Source organism: Microbacterium timonense (assembly GCF_900292075.1).
Classification (GTDB): domain Bacteria; phylum Actinomycetota; class Actinomycetes; order Actinomycetales; family Microbacteriaceae; genus Microbacterium; species Microbacterium timonense.
On record NZ_OLMV01000001.1, the window covers coordinates 196,785 to 213,100 of the forward strand.

A 16,316-nucleotide genomic window follows, 5' to 3' on the forward strand; every position below is an offset into this window, starting at 1 on the left:
AGTAGCGACCGGGGTGCTATCGCCGGCCGGGCCCGACCAGACCGGACTCGTAAGCGAGGATCACGAGCCGGACCCGGTCGCGCGCGTGCAGCTTCTGCATGATGCGCGACACGTGGGTCTTCGCGGTGAGAGGCGACAGGTACAGCCGGGCGCCGATCTCGTCGTTCGTGAGGCCTTCGGCGACGAGGCGGAGAACATCGACCTCACGCTCGGTGAGTGTGGCGAGAAGCTGCGGATCGGGCGCCGGCCGAAGGCGCGACGCGGCAGTGTCGAGCAGTCTGCGGGTGACGCCCGGCGACAGGAGGGCATCGCCGTCGGCGACGGATCGCACCGCCCGGATGAGGTCCGCCGGCTCGGTGTCTTTCACGAGGAAGCCGCTCGCGCCGGCCAGAACGGCGCGGATCACGTACTCGTCGAGCTCGAACGTCGTGACGATCACGACGCGAACCTGTGACAGCGACGGATCGGCGGCGATCTGCTCGGCTGCCCACAGTCCGTCGCCGTCGGGCATGCGGATGTCGACGAGCGCCACGTCCACCGGCGTGCGCCGGAGGGTGCGGAGCAGATCCTCCCCGCCGGATGCCTCGGCCACGACCTCGATGTCGGGCTCGGAGTCCAGCAGGGCCCGGAATCCGGCACGGACGAGCTGATGGTCGTCGGCGAGCGCCACGCGGATCACGACACGTCCCCTTCCCACGGGATCCGCGCGACCACGGTGGTCCCGCCGGCCCCTGTCCGGACGGTGAGCACGCCCCCGGCCAGCTCCGCCCGCTCCCGCATGCCGCGCATGCCGCCGCGCTCGGGAGCCTGCGCCGGGAACCCCGCCCCGTCGTCGGCGATCGTGAGCACGAGGTCTTCCCCGTCGCGCGAGACGGTCACCGTCGCGCGTGAGGCGGCCGAGTGGCGCACCACGTTCGTGAGCGCCTCCTGCGCGATGCGGTAGGCGGTCGTCTGCACTGCGCTGGGAGGAGCCCCGCCGTCCAGACGATCATCCAGTGTCACGGTCAAGCCGAGCCCCGTGCGCCCGGCGATGAGCGCGGGCAGCTGAGCGAGCTGAGGCTGGGGGGTGAGCGGCGCCGTATCGGGCGCGCCGCCGTCCTCCCCTCGCAGGAACGCCAGCACACCGCGCACCTCGTCCAGACCCGTGGCGCTCAGGGTGCGGATGTTGGCGAGCGCCTCGCGCGCACGTTCGGGCTCCCGGTCGAACAGATGCAGGCCCATCCCGGACTGGACGGCGATCTGGCTGAGGGAATGAGCCAGCACATCATGCAGCTCGCGGGCGATACGCGTGCGCTCCTCCTGCTCGGCGGCGCGGCGCCGCGCCGCCAGCTGTGCGCGCCGCTCCTGGGCACCGCGGATGCGGGCGCGCAGGCCCTCGCCGATGGCGAAGCAGACCGCCAGCGCCACGGTGGCCGCCGCGACCCGTCCGGGATGCCAGTCGACTCCGGCGAACTCCGCACCGAGCACCGCGACGAGCCAGGCGACCCCGACAGAGATGAGCGCCCACAGACGCGCGCCGCGGACGACCGCGCCCACGATGGCGAACGCGAGAGCGACCGGCGGCGGACCGCCGACCGGCGGAAGGAAGAGGTCGGCTGCAGCGAGCACCGCGATGACTGCGACCGTCGGGCCCGGAAGGCGTCGTGCCGCTAGCAGCATGAGCGCGGATGCCGCCGCCACCGCCACGCCGGTCATGGCCTGTGGGAGCGGAACGTGCTGCCACCACGCCACGGCGATCGTGGCCGGGACCTGGGCGATCAGCGCGACGAACACCGGGACCAGAAGCACGAGCGCAGGCGGGGGCCGGAAACGCGGCGAGAGGTCCTCGCCGGGCGGGTCGAGCCGTCGCGCCGCACGCGAGCCGGGGTCCGATCCAGCGGTGCCGGGCATGCGCACGATGCTACGCCGCGTCACGGTGTGACCCATCTGACCGCGGGAGCCGCGCACGTACTCCCGCGGGAGTACGCGGGGAGTGCCCCAGGGGGTCGCGTCCCCGCGTCGGATGTCAGACGGTGTCGAGCGCGCTGACGATGCGCGTCATCGCGGCGCCGAGCGCCCATCGCTCCGCCAGGGCGGCGGCATCCGCCTTCGCGGTCCCGTCCAGCGGATGCAGGCGCGGGTCGGGCACATCCAGCGCCAGATCGCGCACGACGGCCACGACCTGCGGCGCGACCGCGAGATAGGGAAGCCCGGCGAGGATCTTGGCGCGGATGCCTGCCGACATGCCCTCGCCCGCTTCGGCGGCCGCGATGATGCCGGCGAGGTCGCCGTGCGTGGCCAGCAGTCCCGCCGCCGTCTTCTCGCCGATGCCGGCGACGCCGGGCAGACCGTCGGAGGAGTCGCCGCGCAGCGTGGCGAAATCGGCGTACTGCGAGGGGAGGACGCCGTACTTGGCGACGACCGCGGCATCCGTGAGCACCTCGAGGTTGCTCATGCCGCGCGCGGTGTAGACGACCCGCACGTCGCGCGCATCGTCGACGAGCTGGAAGAGATCCCGGTCGCCGGTGACGATGTCGACAGGCATGGTCGCGGTCGTCGCGAGCGTGCCGATCACGTCGTCGGCTTCGTGCTCAGCGGCGCCGACGATACGGATGCCCAGCGTGTCGAGCACCTCACGGATCACCGGCACCTGCACCTCGAGGGGGTCGGGGACCTGTTCCACGTCGGGCGCCCCGGCGACGACTTCGGCGACGCGGTGCGTCTTGTACGTGGGAATGAGGTCCACCCGCCACTGCGGACGCCAGTCGTCGTCCCAGCACGCCACGAGGTGGGTGGGCCGATACGTCGTCACGAGCCTCGTGATGATGTCGAGGAACCCCCGCACCGCGTTCACCGGCGTGCCGTCGGGAGCGCGCACCGTGTCGGGCACGCCGTAGAACGCGCGGAAGTACAGCGATGCGGAGTCGAGTAGAAGCAGCTTCTCGGGGCGGTCGGTCACGCGTTCATCCTGGCACGCGCCCCCGACGCGCGCCGGGGGCGATGGAGGATACCGGGCGTTCACCTTCCGGACGGCTGCCCGTCGCATGTCGGCACCCTTCGCGTTCACGTCTCGCGCTCACCGTGGGGAGACAGCCGCGGAAGGGGGCGCCATGGGCCGGGAAGATGTGCTCGCGTGGGTCGAGTCTCCGCTGCAGCTCATCGGCGCGGCCGAGTGGGCCGCGGCGCACGCGACCACCGTGCCGGTGGCAGGCCGCCTCACGCCGCAGATCTCGGCCACCGCGGATGAGCTCCTCGCCCGCGGCGCAAGGTTCGGCGAGCTCGAGCCGTACCTCGGGATCCCGTGGAGCCTGCTGTCCCGCCACGGCCACTGGCTGGTCGGCGACGGCTTCTCCGGTCAGTTCCGACTGGCCGCCGCGGTGCTGCGGCCCCACCGCATCACGTTCCTCGACGACGGCGCGCACGCTATCGCGTATGCCGACACCCTCCTCGGCCACCGCCCCTACCACCGCCCCACCGTCGAGGAGCGGGGGATCACCACGCTGGTCGCCCCGTTCGCCGCGGAGCTCATCCACCGGCGTGCCGCCGACCGCCGGGCAGGGATGTTCACGGCGTTCGATCTCGGCGCCGCGCGCCAGGACGCCCTGGCGGACCGCGGGTTCGGCATCCGTCGCCACGACTTCTCATGGACGCGTGCCAGCGCGCCGGCCGCGCCGGAGCTCGGCCCGCGCATCGTGCTGGGCAGCGCTCTGCCCGTCGATGGTCGCATGCTGCTCGTGGACTATGTGCGGTGGGTGAGGGATGCCGCGGCCGACGGTGCCGTGTACCTCCCGCACCGTCGGGAGACGATCGAGCAGCTCGACGCCGTCGCCACCGTGCCGACCGTCAGAGTGCATGCGACAGGGCTCCCGGTGGAGCTCGTCCTCGCGGGTGCCCGTGGACCGCTGGATGTGCACACTCTCCGGTCCAGCACCACCACGACGCTCCCGCTGGTGCTCGAGGGCATCGGCGCCACCATCCATACGGGTCGCGTGCGACGCAGCTCCCCGAAGGCGGCGGCATGAGCGAGGTGGTCGCTGTCGTCCCCGCGCGCGGGGGATCCAAGGGCATCGCGCGCAAGAATCTGCAACGGGTTGGCGGGGTGCCGCTCGTCGCCCGCGCCGTCGACGCGGCGCGGCGCTGCCCCGCGATCGACCGTGTCGTCGTGACGACCGACGACCGCGACATCGCGGCCGTCGCCGCCGAATGGGGAGCCGAGGTCATCGAACGCCCCGCCGACCTGTCGGGTGACGAGGCGAGCTCGGAGAGCGCGGTGCTGCATGCCCTCGACACCCTGGAGGCACGCCGGGTCGATGTGGGAGTGGTCGCCTTCCTGCAGGCGACGTCGCCGTTCATCGACGGCGAAGCGCTCGGGTCGGCGGTGCAGCTCGTGCGCTCGCGCCGGCGCGACAGCGTCTTCTCGGCCGTCGAGACCTACGGCTTCCTCTGGGAGAAGGGCGCGGGTGGTGCGGCCGAGGCGGTCAACCACGATGTCGACGTGCGCCCTCGCCGCCAGGACCGTGCGCCGCACTATCTCGAGACCGGCGCCTTCTACGTGTTCCGGGCCGCGGGCTTCCGCGCCTCGCGTCACCGCTTCTTCGGCAGCATCGGCATCGCCGAGGTGTCGCCGCGCACCGCGATCGAGATCGACACCGCCGAGGAGCTCGAGATCGCGCGCACGCTCGCGCCTCTCCTTGACCGTGCCACCCCGGTCGCCGCGGATGCGGTCGTCACGGACTTCGACGGCGTGCACACCGACGACACCGTCCGCGTGGATCAGGACGGCGTCGAGTCGGTGACCGTCAGCAGATCCGACGGCATGGGCGTCTCGCTGCTGCGAGCGGCCGGCATCCCGTTCCTCATCCTGTCGACGGAGGCGAACCCCGTCGTTTCGGCCCGCGCACGCAAGCTCGGAGTCGAGGTGCGTCAGGCCGCCGTGGAGAAGGCGGCCGTCCTGCGGGAATGGGCGGAGGGACGCGGCATCCCGCTGTCGCGGATCGCGTTCCTCGGCAACGACGTCAACGACCTGCCGTGCCTGGAGCTCGTGGGCTGGCCGATCGCCGTGCCCGACGCTCACCCCCGCGTGCTCTCGGCCGCACGCGTGGTGCTCGACCGGCCGGGCGGCGACGGCGCCGTGCGTGACCTCGCCGAGCGCGTGCTGGCCGCGCACACCGCCCGCGAGCATCCCGACGTGAACCCCGCACACCAGCCGGGCCGGCAGGCCACAGCATCCGGTCACCCCATCGCACCACAGGAGGCCTCATGACCGTCACCATCGGAACCCACGTCGTCGGAGGCGGACGCCCCGCGTACGTCATCGCCGAGATCGGACTCAACCACAACGGCGACGTCGAGCTCGCCAAGCGGCTGATCGACGTCGCGGCCGACGCCGGCGCGAACGCGGTGAAGTTCCAGAAGCGCACACCCGAGATCGCCACGCCCGAGCACGTGCGCGACGTCCCCCGTGAGACGCCGTGGGGCACCATGACGTACTTCGAGTACCGCAAGCGCGTCGAGTTCGACCGCGACCAGTACATCGAGATCTCCGATCACGCCATGCTGCGCGGCCTGGAATGGTTCGCGTCCCCGTGGGACGTGCCGAGTGTGGAGTTCTTGGAGGACCTCGGGGCGGTCGCGCACAAGGTCGCATCCGCGTCGCTCACCGACACCGAGCTGCTGCAGGCACTGCGCGAGACCGGCAAGCCGGTCATCCTCTCGACCGGCATGTCGACCATCGAGCAGGTCGACACCGCCATCGACGTTCTCGGCACCGACCGGCTCGTGCTGATGCACGCGACTTCGACGTACCCGCTGGAGCCGGAGGAGGCCAACCTGCGGATGATCCCCGCGCTGCGGGACCGTTATCCGGGCGTCCCGGTCGGGTACTCCGGGCACGAGCGGGGGCTGCAGATCTCGCTCGCCGCCGTCGCCCTGGGCGCTGTCGCGGTGGAACGTCACATCACGCTCGACCGCACGATGTGGGGCTCCGATCACGCCGCATCGCTCGAGCCGACCGGGCTCGCTCACCTCGTACGCGACATCCGCGTCATCGAAGCCGCGCTGGGAGACGGCGTGAAGCGCGTGTACGACAGCGAGCTGGCACCGATGGCGAAGCTGCGTCGCGTTCCGGCGTGAGGTCCACGCGTGCAGGCGGTCGGCGGCCGCGGGTCGTCGCGATCGCCGATACCGACTCGTATGTGAAATGGGCGGCGGCGCTCATCGGATCGCTGGACCGGAAGCGGTGGGATGTCTCGCTCCTGGTGCTCGAGACGCCGCTGGTCGTCAGCGATTCGCAACTGGCAGCCGCGCTGGGCGGCAGCGGACTGCCCGCCGACCGGGTCGAGCGGATCGCCCACCGCGATCTGCCCGCGCGGCTGAGACGGATCGGCGTCGACGCCGTCGTCCTCGGAGCGCGTGGGCCGCTCGTGCGCGTGCTCGCGCGGGAGGTGAGCCGTCTCGCGCCGCGACCCGTGGTCGTCACCGGTCTCCCCGGCATCTCGATCCCCGCGACTCGCAAGGCGGTGGTCTATCGGCTGCAATGCGACCTGTTCGTTGTGCACTCCCGGCGCGAGGTGCGCGAGTTCACGGCGCTCTCCGCGCGCACCGGCTATGCACATCGCTACGCCCTCGCGACGCTCCCATTCGCGCGGGGCGCCGCCGTCGCAGCGGGGGGCGCAGTCCGCGCCGACGCATCGAGCGTGACGCGCACCGACATGGTGTTCGCCACGCAGGCGAAGGTCCCTGCCGAGCGCGCTGACCGGCTGCGGGTCGCGAGCATGCTGCTTCGGGCGGCGGAGGCCGACCCGACGCGCCGTGTGGTCGTGAAGCTGCGCGCGGCGGCGGGGGAGCACCAGACCCACGTCGAGCAGGACGGCTATCCCGAGCTGCTCGCCTCGCTCGGTCCGTTGCCACCCAACCTCGTGACCTCGACGGCGTCGATGCGGGAGGCGCTGGCGACCGCGGAAGGCCTGGTGACGGTGAGCTCCACCGCCGCCATCGAGGCGATCGCCTCCGGCATCCCGGTGATCGCGCTGGATACGTTCGGGGTGTCGGCGCAGCTCATCAACGAGACACTGGCCGACGCCGACCTGCTCGCGGGGGAGGAGGACGTCATCGCGCGACGGTTCCGGCATCCCGATCCGGAGTGGCTCGACGACAACTACTTCCACGCTCCGCACGCCGACGACTGGACCGACCATGTCGAGGACCTGCTCGGTCGGCGCGCCGCCGGACGGCTGACCCCGCGTCCGGAGGTCCGCCGTCATGGCGGGGTTCTCAGAGACGCGTGGGAGCGGAAGGTCGCACTGGGTGCCAGTGACACCTCTGCGCTCGGGGCGTTCGCCTACGCGGTAGGTGTGCCGCTGCGTGCGGCCCTGCGCGCGTCGCGCCGCGCTCGACGTGCCCTCGGTCGCCGGCGTCCGCCGGCGCTCGCCGAGGCGACGAACGCCGCGTCTGCCGGCCTGGCGGGTACGCCCGGACGTTCTCGCGTCGCACCGCTACGCTGAGCCGAAGACCGGCGAACCGGGGCGCTGGTGCACACCCAGACGACGCGTGAAGGATGACACCGTGAGCAGGACGACCGGGGCGCACGGCGAAGTGCACGAACGATTCCGGTTCGTCCGGGCGACGGTCGTGGTCGCGTCGGTGGCCGTCGCGCTCGGTGTCGTCGCGATGCTGGACCCCAGGTCGTGGTACGTCCTGCCCCTCGTCGCGACGCTCGCATGGCTGGTGTGGGCGTCCTGGGTGTGGCCGCGGGTCGTGGTCGGTCCGGATGACGTCATCGTGCGCAACACCTTCAGCACGGCGACGATCCCGTATTCCGATCTGGACGGCGTCACATCAGGGCTCGTCCTCCAGTTCCGCACGAAGTCGGGGGCGCGCGTGCGTGCCTTCGGAGTGCATGCTCAGACCGGACTGGGTCGCGACGCGATCCGGCGATCCGAGGCGTACACGAGCGGCGTCGTCCAGGTGCGGCGGTTCGACGATCTGCGCCCGACGGCGTCCCCGACGCAGGCCTCGCACGTGGCCGAGAACGTGCAGCGGCGCGTGGCGACTGCCGACCCGCAGCCCACGCACCGCCGCACCCGGCGACGCCCCAACCTCGCGATCCTCGTCGTGACCGTGGTCCTCCTCGTCGTCGACGCGGGGGCGTTGGCCGGGGCCTACGCCTGACATCGGGAGAGAAGTCAGCAGCCGGGGCCGCGCGGATCCTCGGCGCACGTGCGGTCGACGAGCGCGGTGCGCGCCTCGACCACGCGGACCTCGTAGCCGCCTGCCTGGGCGCGGACGACACCCGGGACGGGACGCCAGGAGCCGTTTCCGAAGTCGACGGAGGCCGCATACTCGACGGTGACCGACACCGGGTAGGTGCCGCGCTCGCGGTACACGTGGCTGGTCGAGGTCGGAGTGAACTGGCCCTGCCCGAGGCTCTCCCACGATTCGCCGCCGGTGGCGCTGCGCGTGGTGCTCCCGTCGCCGTTGTCGAACACGAATGCGACCGGTGCGAAGCGGACGGTGACCTCCCACCCGAGCACCGTGCCCGGGATGCGCTGCTCGGATGCCGTCGCGAGCAGGTTCGTCGGCATGCCGACGATGCCGAACCCGGCCGGTTCCCCGCCCAGTGTCGGCGCCGCCGGTCGGAACGACGCAAGGTCCGCCAGCGTCACATCCGGGAGCCCCACCACCGTGTACGTGCCGCACCGGTTCAGCGGCCCGCAATCCTCTGGGGGAGTTGCGTTGCTTTCACCGTGTGGAGGTGCAACATGTCCACCTCCTTGATGGCTGTGATCCGCCCCCCCTTGTTCCGAGACGCCTGCCCCGATATCGATGCTCGAATCCGAGTTTTCTACCTCGCAGTACGTCCACGCAGTGGACCCCGAGCACCCCGTGTTGCCAAAGGCATGGGTGCCGCCGACAGTCAGAACTAGAGCGAACGCGATGGCTACGGTGCGCATCGCCCGTCCTTTATCGCGGTACTGCCGGCGACCGCCAAGCCGTTGGGCGTGGAGCCAGGAGTGAATGACACGCGCAGTGCGTACACGTCGGGGCGGTCGGTTGAAACCTTCGACTGGCCGGAGGCATCTGTCACTTTGACATCGCTGACGTCACTGCAGATGACCGCCTCCACGATGCCGTCTTTATAGGATTCGCCAAAGAAACGAGTCACATCGGTAGCGCCAGCTACATTCCAGCCATCGGCGTGCATCTGCGAAAGCGACTTGCGTTCGTTCGCATTGGCTTCGCCCGTCGTGAGCGCGAATACCGGTTCGAAGGTCTCGGGGTCGCTCAGATCCACCTGATTCAGGGCGTCGACATACGCGCGATACGTCTCCTCGGCGGCCGCGAACGCCTCCTCCTCGCTGGTGAAGGCGGGGGTCGGCGTGGGCTCCGGCGCGGGTGTCGTGCATCCGCTCAGCGCGACGAGCAGGGCGACGCCCGCCGCTATGACCGCTCCCCGATTGCGCACGCCCCCACGGTATCGGCACGCATCGGGCGCCCCGCCGAGTTATCCACAGCGTCCGCCCTGCGCAAGAAGCCGGCGATCACGTCCGGGGGGTCGCGGATCGCCGGCTCCGGGCGAGTCAGACAGACCGCCCCGCGTGCCGTCAGGTTGCGGCACGAGGCGCGGTCCCTCGGCGCGCCATGCGAGGGACGAATCGTGGAGGATCGGGTTCCGCCCGTCGATTCCCCTCGACTCTCGCAGGCTTTCCTGCGAGAACCTTATCGACCGGCCGCACGCAGACCCCACGGTGGCCGTGCAACCGCCGCCCCTGCCATCATGGCGGCATGATCTCCGTCAGGCCGGTCGCCGCCCTCGCCGTCATCGCATCGCTCGTCACGCTCTCCGCGTGCGCCTCGTCGTCCGGCCCGGTGATCGCACCCGTGGTCCGCGACGCCGATTCGCTGCAGGGATCCACCGTCGACCTGCAGGTGGGGCAGGTGCTCGACATCGACACCGGAGATCTCGCCGTCGACAGCTATCGCGGGAAGGTCGCCGATCCCTCGGTCGCCGAGTTCACGGCTGGACGGGAAGAGGGCGGCGCGACCTTCAACCCGGGGGTGAAGGGACTCAAGGCCGGCAGCACCGAGGTCGTGCTGTCGAACCAGGACGGCGGCATCGAAGACGTCACCTTCACCGTCGACGTGTCGCAATGACCCGGCACGCCGGAGCGGATGCCGCCGTGCCCAGGCGTATCCTCGTGCGATGACCTCCGCCGCGGGACGCGCCGAGCTGCGAGCGCTCCTGGACGAGTTGCACGCGTCCGCGACCGCCCGTGTGGCGTCGATCGACGCCACACTCGCCGAGCTGCGGGCTGATCGCGGCGCCGACGTCGCGGACGACGAGCACGATCCCGAGGGCGTCACGCTGTCGGGGGAGTGGGCGCGTGCCGTCGGGCTGGAGGAGGCCGCGCGGCGCGAGATCTCCGAGATCGACGATGCCGTCAAGCGCTGGGAGGACGGCACGTACGGCGTGTGCATCGACTGCGGTCGCGGCATCCCGATCGCTCGCCTGCGCGCACGCCCTTTCGCCACCCGGTGCGTGTCCTGCGCCGAGAAGGCCGGCGCCTGAGATGTCGTTCGGTGCGGCGGCGGGCCGCCGGCCTGCCGAGGGCTTCCGCAAGGTCGGCGAGCAGGACCGGTGTCCCTGCGGCAGCGGTGAGCGATTCGACGGATGCTGCGCGCCCGCGTTGCGCGGAAGCCCGCCGCCCACAGCCGAGCGCCTCATGCGCTCGCGGTACACCGCGTTCGTCGTCGGCGACGTGCGCCACCTGCTCGACACCTGGCACCCCGGGACGCGTCCCGACGAGCTCGCCCTCGACCCGGCGCAGCGCTGGACCGGGCTGAAGATCCTGAGCGTGGAGGCCGGCGGCAAGACGGATGCGCGCGGTGCTGTCGAGTTCCGCGCGTCCTGGCGGCAGGGCGGGCAGCAGGCGGTCCTCCACGAGCGGAGCCGCTTCGTCCGGCAGAGCGGTCGCTGGTGGTACCTCGATGGACGGGTGGATCCGAGCTGAACGACCCGCGCAGTTCCGTGCCGCCGATAGCGTGAGGTCCATGACCACTCAGGCTGAGAAAGCACAGACCCTCGCCCGTCTTCACGCCGCCCCCGAGATCCTGCGCGTCGTGAACGTGTGGGACGCCGTTTCCGCCCGCACCGTCGCCGCACTCCCCGAGACCCGCGCGATCGCGACGGCGGGCCATTCGATCGCTGCGACGTTCGGATACCCCGACGGCGGCATCCCGCTCGAGATCAGCCTCGACATGATCGGCCGGATCGTCCAGGCCGTGGGAGATCTGCCGGTGACCGCGGACCTCGACGACGGGTACGCCGATCCGGGCGAGACCGTGCGTCGGGCCATCGGCGTGGGCGTCGTCGGCGCCAACGTGGAGGACCGGCTGCGCCCGCTGGATGAGGCGGTCTCCCGCGTGGAGGCGATCGTCGCAGCCGGCGCCGCCGAGGGCGTGCCGTTCGTGCTCAACGCCCGCACCGACGCGTTCGTGCGCGCCGGCGACCGCCCGTTCGAGGAGTCGCTCGCCGACGCGATCGAGCGCGGTCGGGCGTATCTCTCCGCCGGTGCCGACCTGGTGTTCGTGCCCGGCATCCTCGATGCCGAGGTCACCCGACGGCTCGTCGAGGGCATCGGCGAGCGCAAGGTGAGCGTGATCGGCCTGCCCGGCGCGCTGTCGGCAGGGGAGTACGAGGCGCTGGGCGTCGCCCGCGTGTCCTACGGTCCGATGCCGCAGCGCGTCGCTCTCACGGCGCTGCAGGACGTCGCCGCCGACCTCTACGCGAGCGGCGCCATCCCCGCATCCACGCGCAACCTGAACTGAACCGGCGCCACGTCCTGCCGCGGCCGGCTCCCGGGAATCCTGGTGAGCCGGCCGCTGTTGTGTCGGGCATGCAGCCCGAACCGGTCGACGTCGTCGTGATCGGTGCCGGGCAGGCGGGACTGTCAGCCGCCTACCACCTGCAGCGCCGCGGATTCGTGCCGCTGCCCCGCGCCGAGGCGGACGATGGGACGTTCCTGGTCGTCGACGCCAACCCTGCCCCCGGCGGGGCCTGGCAGCACCGATGGAGCTCGCTGCGCATGGCCACCGTGAACGGCATCCACGAGCTTCCCGGCTTCGCCGTGCCGCCTGCGGATCCGCGCGCCGCGAGCCGGGATGTCCTGCCGGCGTACTTCGCCGAGTACGAGGACCGCTTCGCCCTGGATGTGCTGCGGCCCGTTCGCGTACGCGCGGTGCGCCGCGCCGACGACGACCCCGCCGGCCGGCTGATCGTGGACAGCGACCGCGGATCGTGGGCGGTGCGATACGTCATCAACGCGACAGGCACCTGGACTCGTCCCTTCTGGCCGCGGTATCCGGGTCAGGATCGATTCCGAGGACGCCAGCTCCATGTGGCCGACTACGTGGATGCCGGCGAGTTCCGCGGTCAGCGTGTCGTCATCGTGGGTGCGGGCGTGTCGGCCGTCCAGCTGCTCGACGAGATCTCGCACGTCGCCGACACCTTCTGGGTGACGCGGCGGGAGCCGGAATGGGTGGAGGAGGAGTTCGACATCCCGGCGCGGGTCGCCGCGATCGCCGGCGTCGAGGACCGCGTGCGCCGTGGCCTTCCGCCCGGGAGTGTCATCTCCGTCACGGGAATGCACTGGACGCCGTGGGCGCGGGCCGCGCAGGCGCGTGGCGTGCTCGTGCGGCATCCCATGTTCGCGTCGATCGAAGAGCACGGGGTGCGGATGCCCGACGGCTCGTTCGAGCCCGCCGACGTCATCCTGTGGGCGACCGGCTTCCGCCCCGCGCTGGACCACCTGGCACCGTTGCGCCTTCGGACGCCGGAGGGCGGCATCCGGGTGGAGAACGGGCGGTCGATCGACGAGCCGCGGCTCTTCCTCATCGGCTACGGCCCGTCGCAGTCGACCGTCGGCGCCAATCGCGCCGGCCGTGATGCGGTGCGCGCGATCGCCTCGGAACGCATTCCGCAGGCTGCCTGATCGCCGCGCTGCAGCGACGCGGCGCCCCGACGGTCGCGCATGTCGGCCGTCGATCGAGAGGCGGGCTCCCGCGGGCGTGTCAGGTGCGCGCCGGAGTCGCGCCGCGTACCGTGAGAAGGCGACGGAGGGAGACCGCATGGCCCGCATCATGATCTTCGGAGGCCACGGCAAGGTGGCGTTGCTGCTGGAGCCGCTTCTGGTGGCGCAAGGGCACACCGTGACCGGCGTCATCCGCAATCCCGCGCACGAGCGCGAGGTGGCCGCCACCGGGGCCCAGCCGCTCGTGGCCGACGTCGAGACACTCGACCTCGACCAGTTCACGAACCTCGTGGCGGGCAATGACGTGATCGTCTGGTCGGCCGGCGCCGGGGGCGGCAACCCCGCTCGCACCTACGCGGTGGATCGGGACGCGGCCATCCGGACGATGGATGCCGCCACCGCCGCCGGTGTGCTGCGCTACGTGATGGTGTCGTGGATCGGATCCCGCGCCGATCACGGCGTGAACCCGGGAGATTCGTTCTTCCCGTACGCCGACGCCAAATGGGCCGCTGACGCGCACCTCAGTCAGAGCACGCTGGACTGGACGATCCTCGCCCCGGGCACGCTCACGCTGGAGCCACCCACCGGGCGCATCACGGTGGATCCGGCGGGCCGTGGGGAGGTGTCGCGCGCGGATGTCGCAGCCGTCATCGCCGCGGCCATCGCCGATGACTCCACGATCGGGCGCACCATCCGCTTCGGCGGGGGCGGCGAGAGCATCGGGCACGCCATCGCCGGCTGACTAATCGTCGCTGGAGTGCAGTCCGCGGTGTGCAGACAGCAGCGTCACCTCGGGATGGTCGGCCATGAGCCGCTCCGCGCGGTCGAGGACGTCCCGCACGTGCGAGGAGCCCGCCGCGACCACCGTCACGCCGATGCGGGCGCGCCGGTGCAGATCGTGCTCGCCGACTTCGGCGGCCGCCGCCTCCGTCCGCCGGCTCAGGTCGGCGATCAGCGGTCGCAGCACGCTGCGCTTCTCCTTCAGCGAGCGGACGTCGCCCAGGAGGAGGTCGAACTCCACCCATCCGATCCACATGCGTTCATCCTCTCAGCGGCGGCCGTCCGGCAGGGGGGATCGTGCGCGCGCATCGGCGACGCGCCGCGCGCCTGCGCGCAGCCGGACGCGCGTGCGGTAGAACAGCAGGAGTCGAAGGGACCTGGACCGTGAAGCTCGTCAAGCGCATCATCGTGGTGCTCGTCATCGCGTTCGCGGCCTTCTACCTCATCACCCGCCCGCAAGACGCGGCCAACGCCGTCCAGGGCGCGATCGGCGCCGTCTGGGGTGCCGGGGTCGCCGTCGTCGACTTCTTCATGGCGCTCGCCGCGCACTGACATGTTCGATCCGCGGATCGAGAAGCACCTGATCTCCGATCAGGGCGAACGCGTCGTGGACGAGGTTCGCAAGCACTGGGCCGCGACCGTCTCCGCCGTACTCGAGCTGTTCGCCGGCACCGTCGTCGCGCTGCTGTCGTTCTGGGTTCCGCCGCAGGCGTGGTGGGTGCCCGCCCTCCTCGGAGGACTGGTGGTCGCCCACGCGGTGTGGCGGTTCTTCGAGCAGCACCTCGACCGGTTCGTCATCACCAACATGCGCGTCTTCCGGGTGCACGGCATCCTCTCCCAGCGCATCGCGACGATGCCGCTCGCGCGGATCCTCGACATCTCGGTGCACAAGCCCGTCGTCGGTCGCATCTTCGGCTACGGGCACTTCGTGTTCGAATCGGCGGCGCAGGAGCAGGGACTCCGCGAGATCCGCTACGTCGGCGACCCGGACGAACGCGGGCTGACCATCCAGCGCGTCATCCAGCAGGCGGGCCTGCGCGGAGCGGCCGGCCGCGGCGATCCGTACGCCGGGACACCGCTGCCGCCACCGGCGGTCGCGGTCGTCGAGCCCGAGATGCCGCCTGCGTCCGGCGACACAGCTCCGGTGCCCGACCTTGCCCGGCCCGCCTCGCCGTCGGGCTGGGATTGGCTCGCCGAGGCGCAGCGGCGCGAGGACGAGCGCCTGGCCGAGCTGCGCGGAGAGCCGCGGCCGGCGGTCACGCCGTTCGATCCGGACCGCACGAGCACCGCGCCCATCGACCTGCCGCGCTGAGTCGGGGGCGCTCCGGTGCGCCGGGACGGGTCTCACTCGGGCAGGCGGCGCGACGAGGCGAGCTCGGCGAGCGACGCGTGGATGCGCTCCAGGTCCACCAGCAGCGATCCGATCAGCACCCAGTGATCCGACGACGGAGCCGCGACCGACAGGGGGCGCGTGAGCGCCGGAGCCTCGGCGCCCTCCCGCGCGCTCGCATTCCCGGCCCGACCGGTGGCGAGCCTGACGTCGTGGGCGGCGCGCGTGAGCTGCTCGGCGATGGCGGCCATGGTCGGCTCTTCCACGACCGAGGCGTCGTATCGGTCGGTGAACGCCCGCGTCATGCCGATGAGCTGGGTCGCGATCGGGCCGAACCGATCCAGGGTGGTCCGGAACTCCGCCAGCCGGTCCCGATGGCCGCGAGCGCGCGGGTTCAGCGTCAACGAGTCCTCCGCGTCCCCGATCGCCTGCTCTGCGTCGTCGAGCAGCGGTCGCAGCGCCCGCGCCCGTGCGAGGAGGTCCGCCAGTTCCGCCGGGGACTGCGGCGTCTGGGTGGCGGCGACGAGCCGGTCCATCGCCGCGGCCAGCTCGGACCCCACGCGGTCGATCGCCCGCTGAGCCGGCTCGATCGCCACCGGCGGGACGATCGCCAGGTTGACCGCGAAGCCGACCGCGGCGCCGATCAGTGTCTCCAGCACGCGATCGATCGCGTACCCGGCGGAGGCGCTCCCCAGCGCCAGCACCAGCATCGCGCTGATGCCCACCTGGTTGCCCGTTCCCGGCGTCATGCGCAGCAGCCAGACCAGAAGCAGTGCGGCGACGACGGCGAGCAGGATGACCCACGTCGCGTTGCCGAACGCCACGCCCAGAAGCGACGCCACGATCACTCCGACCACCACGCCGACCGTGCGCTCGACGCCCTTCGTCAGCGACTGATTGATGCTCGGCTGCACGACCAGCAGTGCGGCGATCGCGGCGAACACGGGCAGTGGCCCGGGCACGAGCCAGCCCGCGAGAAGCCATGCCGCGATGGTCGCGACGGCGGACTTCGCCACCTGCAGGATGGGCGGCCGCTTGGCCGATCGGATCGTCGCGGACACGCTCATGCGCCGATCCTTCCTCACCAGGAGTCTCGCCGCGACCGTCACCCCGACCGGCGCCGTCGGCAGGCCGCCCGCGACCGCGTGATCCCGCGGAAGGGAACATCGCGGACGGCCCCGGCGTTCTGATAGCCTTGA

At 71.7% G+C, this 16,316-nt stretch carries 20 protein-coding genes; 13 read left to right on the forward strand and 7 right to left on the reverse strand.

Annotated elements, in window-relative coordinates; all coding sequences use genetic code 11:
- Positions 1-16: 16 nt before the first annotated feature.
- The 3 genes from C9992_RS00960 to C9992_RS00970 all read right to left on the reverse strand — a co-directional run bounded on the left by C9992_RS00960 (position 17) and on the right by C9992_RS00970 (position 2,938).
- On the reverse strand, positions 17-679 hold the full coding sequence (locus tag C9992_RS00960) for a response regulator transcription factor (RefSeq protein ID WP_160150817.1): 663 nt from the start codon (positions 677-679) through the stop codon (positions 17-19).
- Positions 676-1,890, reverse strand: coding sequence for a sensor histidine kinase (locus C9992_RS00965; RefSeq protein ID WP_146145280.1), 1,215 nt, complete (start codon positions 1,888-1,890; stop codon positions 676-678). Before C9992_RS00965 ends, C9992_RS00960 begins: the two co-directional genes overlap by 4 nt.
- Before the next feature lie 115 nt (positions 1,891-2,005).
- The gene (locus C9992_RS00970; RefSeq protein ID WP_106813737.1) at positions 2,006-2,938 is read right to left on the reverse strand and encodes a 5'-3' exonuclease; all 933 of its coding nucleotides are present in this window, start codon (positions 2,936-2,938) and stop codon (positions 2,006-2,008) included.
- A 151-nt stretch (positions 2,939-3,089) separates the two neighbouring features.
- Here C9992_RS00970 and C9992_RS00975 point away from each other — a divergent pair, with 151 nt between their 5' ends.
- The 5 genes from C9992_RS00975 (at position 3,090) to C9992_RS00995 (ending at position 8,148) form a co-directional block, all read left to right on the forward strand.
- A complete protein-coding gene (locus C9992_RS00975) occupies positions 3,090-4,001 on the forward strand; it encodes a hypothetical protein (protein WP_106813738.1) in 912 nt (303 codons plus the stop codon).
- Positions 3,998-5,242: an acylneuraminate cytidylyltransferase gene (locus C9992_RS00980; protein ID WP_106813739.1), complete on the forward strand. Its 1,245-nt coding sequence runs from the start codon at positions 3,998-4,000 to the stop codon at positions 5,240-5,242. The genes C9992_RS00975 and C9992_RS00980 overlap by 4 nt, the downstream gene beginning before the upstream one ends.
- A complete protein-coding gene (locus tag C9992_RS00985) occupies positions 5,239-6,111 on the forward strand; it encodes an N-acetylneuraminate synthase family protein (RefSeq protein WP_106813740.1) in 873 nt (290 codons plus the stop codon). The genes C9992_RS00980 and C9992_RS00985 overlap by 4 nt, the downstream gene beginning before the upstream one ends.
- Entirely contained in the window at positions 6,108-7,481 is a 1,374-nt protein-coding gene (locus tag C9992_RS00990; RefSeq protein ID WP_106813741.1) for a DUF6716 putative glycosyltransferase, read from the forward strand. Before C9992_RS00985 ends, C9992_RS00990 begins: the two co-directional genes overlap by 4 nt.
- A gap of 61 nt (positions 7,482-7,542) precedes the next feature.
- Positions 7,543-8,148 carry a hypothetical protein gene (locus C9992_RS00995; protein ID WP_106813742.1) on the forward strand — a complete coding sequence of 202 codons (606 nt, stop codon included), beginning with the start codon at positions 7,543-7,545 and terminating at the stop codon, positions 8,146-8,148.
- 14 nt (positions 8,149-8,162) lie between these two features.
- On the opposite strand, the gene C9992_RS01000 is transcribed toward C9992_RS00995, so the two are convergent.
- Both C9992_RS01000 and C9992_RS01005 read right to left on the reverse strand, forming a co-directional pair.
- Positions 8,163-8,642 carry a PKD domain-containing protein gene (locus C9992_RS01000; protein ID WP_146145281.1) on the reverse strand — a complete coding sequence of 160 codons (480 nt, stop codon included), beginning with the start codon at positions 8,640-8,642 and terminating at the stop codon, positions 8,163-8,165.
- Positions 8,643-8,917: 275 nt separating this feature from the next.
- A complete protein-coding gene (locus C9992_RS01005) occupies positions 8,918-9,442 on the reverse strand; it encodes a hypothetical protein (protein ID WP_106813744.1) in 525 nt (174 codons plus the stop codon).
- Between the two features lie 320 nt (positions 9,443-9,762).
- On the opposite strand from C9992_RS01005, the gene C9992_RS01010 reads away from it, so the two are divergent.
- From C9992_RS01010 to C9992_RS01035, 6 genes are all read left to right on the forward strand, one after another.
- Positions 9,763-10,131, forward strand: a complete 369-nt coding sequence (locus tag C9992_RS01010; protein ID WP_106813745.1) for a hypothetical protein — start codon at positions 9,763-9,765, stop codon at positions 10,129-10,131.
- A 49-nt stretch (positions 10,132-10,180) separates the two neighbouring features.
- On the forward strand, positions 10,181-10,546 hold the full coding sequence (locus C9992_RS01015; protein ID WP_106813746.1) for a TraR/DksA family transcriptional regulator: 366 nt from the start codon (positions 10,181-10,183) through the stop codon (positions 10,544-10,546).
- Position 10,547: 1 nt separating this feature from the next.
- A complete protein-coding gene (locus tag C9992_RS01020) occupies positions 10,548-10,988 on the forward strand; it encodes a YchJ family protein (protein WP_106813747.1) in 441 nt (146 codons plus the stop codon).
- A gap of 40 nt (positions 10,989-11,028) precedes the next feature.
- Entirely contained in the window at positions 11,029-11,805 is a 777-nt protein-coding gene (locus C9992_RS01025; RefSeq protein WP_106813748.1) for an isocitrate lyase/PEP mutase family protein, read from the forward strand.
- A 68-nt stretch (positions 11,806-11,873) separates the two neighbouring features.
- The gene (locus C9992_RS01030; RefSeq protein WP_106813749.1) at positions 11,874-12,968 is read left to right on the forward strand and encodes an NAD(P)-binding domain-containing protein; all 1,095 of its coding nucleotides are present in this window, start codon (positions 11,874-11,876) and stop codon (positions 12,966-12,968) included.
- A 136-nt stretch (positions 12,969-13,104) separates the two neighbouring features.
- Entirely contained in the window at positions 13,105-13,749 is a 645-nt protein-coding gene (locus tag C9992_RS01035; RefSeq protein ID WP_106813750.1) for an SDR family oxidoreductase, read from the forward strand.
- On the opposite strand, the gene C9992_RS01040 is transcribed toward C9992_RS01035, so the two are convergent.
- The gene (locus C9992_RS01040) at positions 13,750-14,043 is read right to left on the reverse strand and encodes a DUF503 domain-containing protein (RefSeq protein WP_106813751.1); all 294 of its coding nucleotides are present in this window, start codon (positions 14,041-14,043) and stop codon (positions 13,750-13,752) included.
- 128 nt (positions 14,044-14,171) lie between these two features.
- Here C9992_RS01040 and C9992_RS18155 point away from each other — a divergent pair, with 128 nt between their 5' ends.
- Both C9992_RS18155 and C9992_RS01045 read left to right on the forward strand, forming a co-directional pair.
- Positions 14,172-14,339 carry a hypothetical protein gene (locus tag C9992_RS18155; protein ID WP_200826195.1) on the forward strand — a complete coding sequence of 56 codons (168 nt, stop codon included), beginning with the start codon at positions 14,172-14,174 and terminating at the stop codon, positions 14,337-14,339.
- 1 nt (position 14,340) lies between these two features.
- A complete protein-coding gene (locus C9992_RS01045) occupies positions 14,341-15,099 on the forward strand; it encodes a PH domain-containing protein (RefSeq protein ID WP_106813752.1) in 759 nt (252 codons plus the stop codon).
- A gap of 32 nt (positions 15,100-15,131) precedes the next feature.
- Here C9992_RS01045 and C9992_RS01050 read toward each other — a convergent pair whose 3' ends face one another.
- Complete coding sequence (locus tag C9992_RS01050) at positions 15,132-16,184, reverse strand: FUSC family protein (protein ID WP_106813753.1); 1,053 nt, start codon at positions 16,182-16,184, stop codon at positions 15,132-15,134.
- Positions 16,185-16,316: the final 132 nt, after the last annotated feature.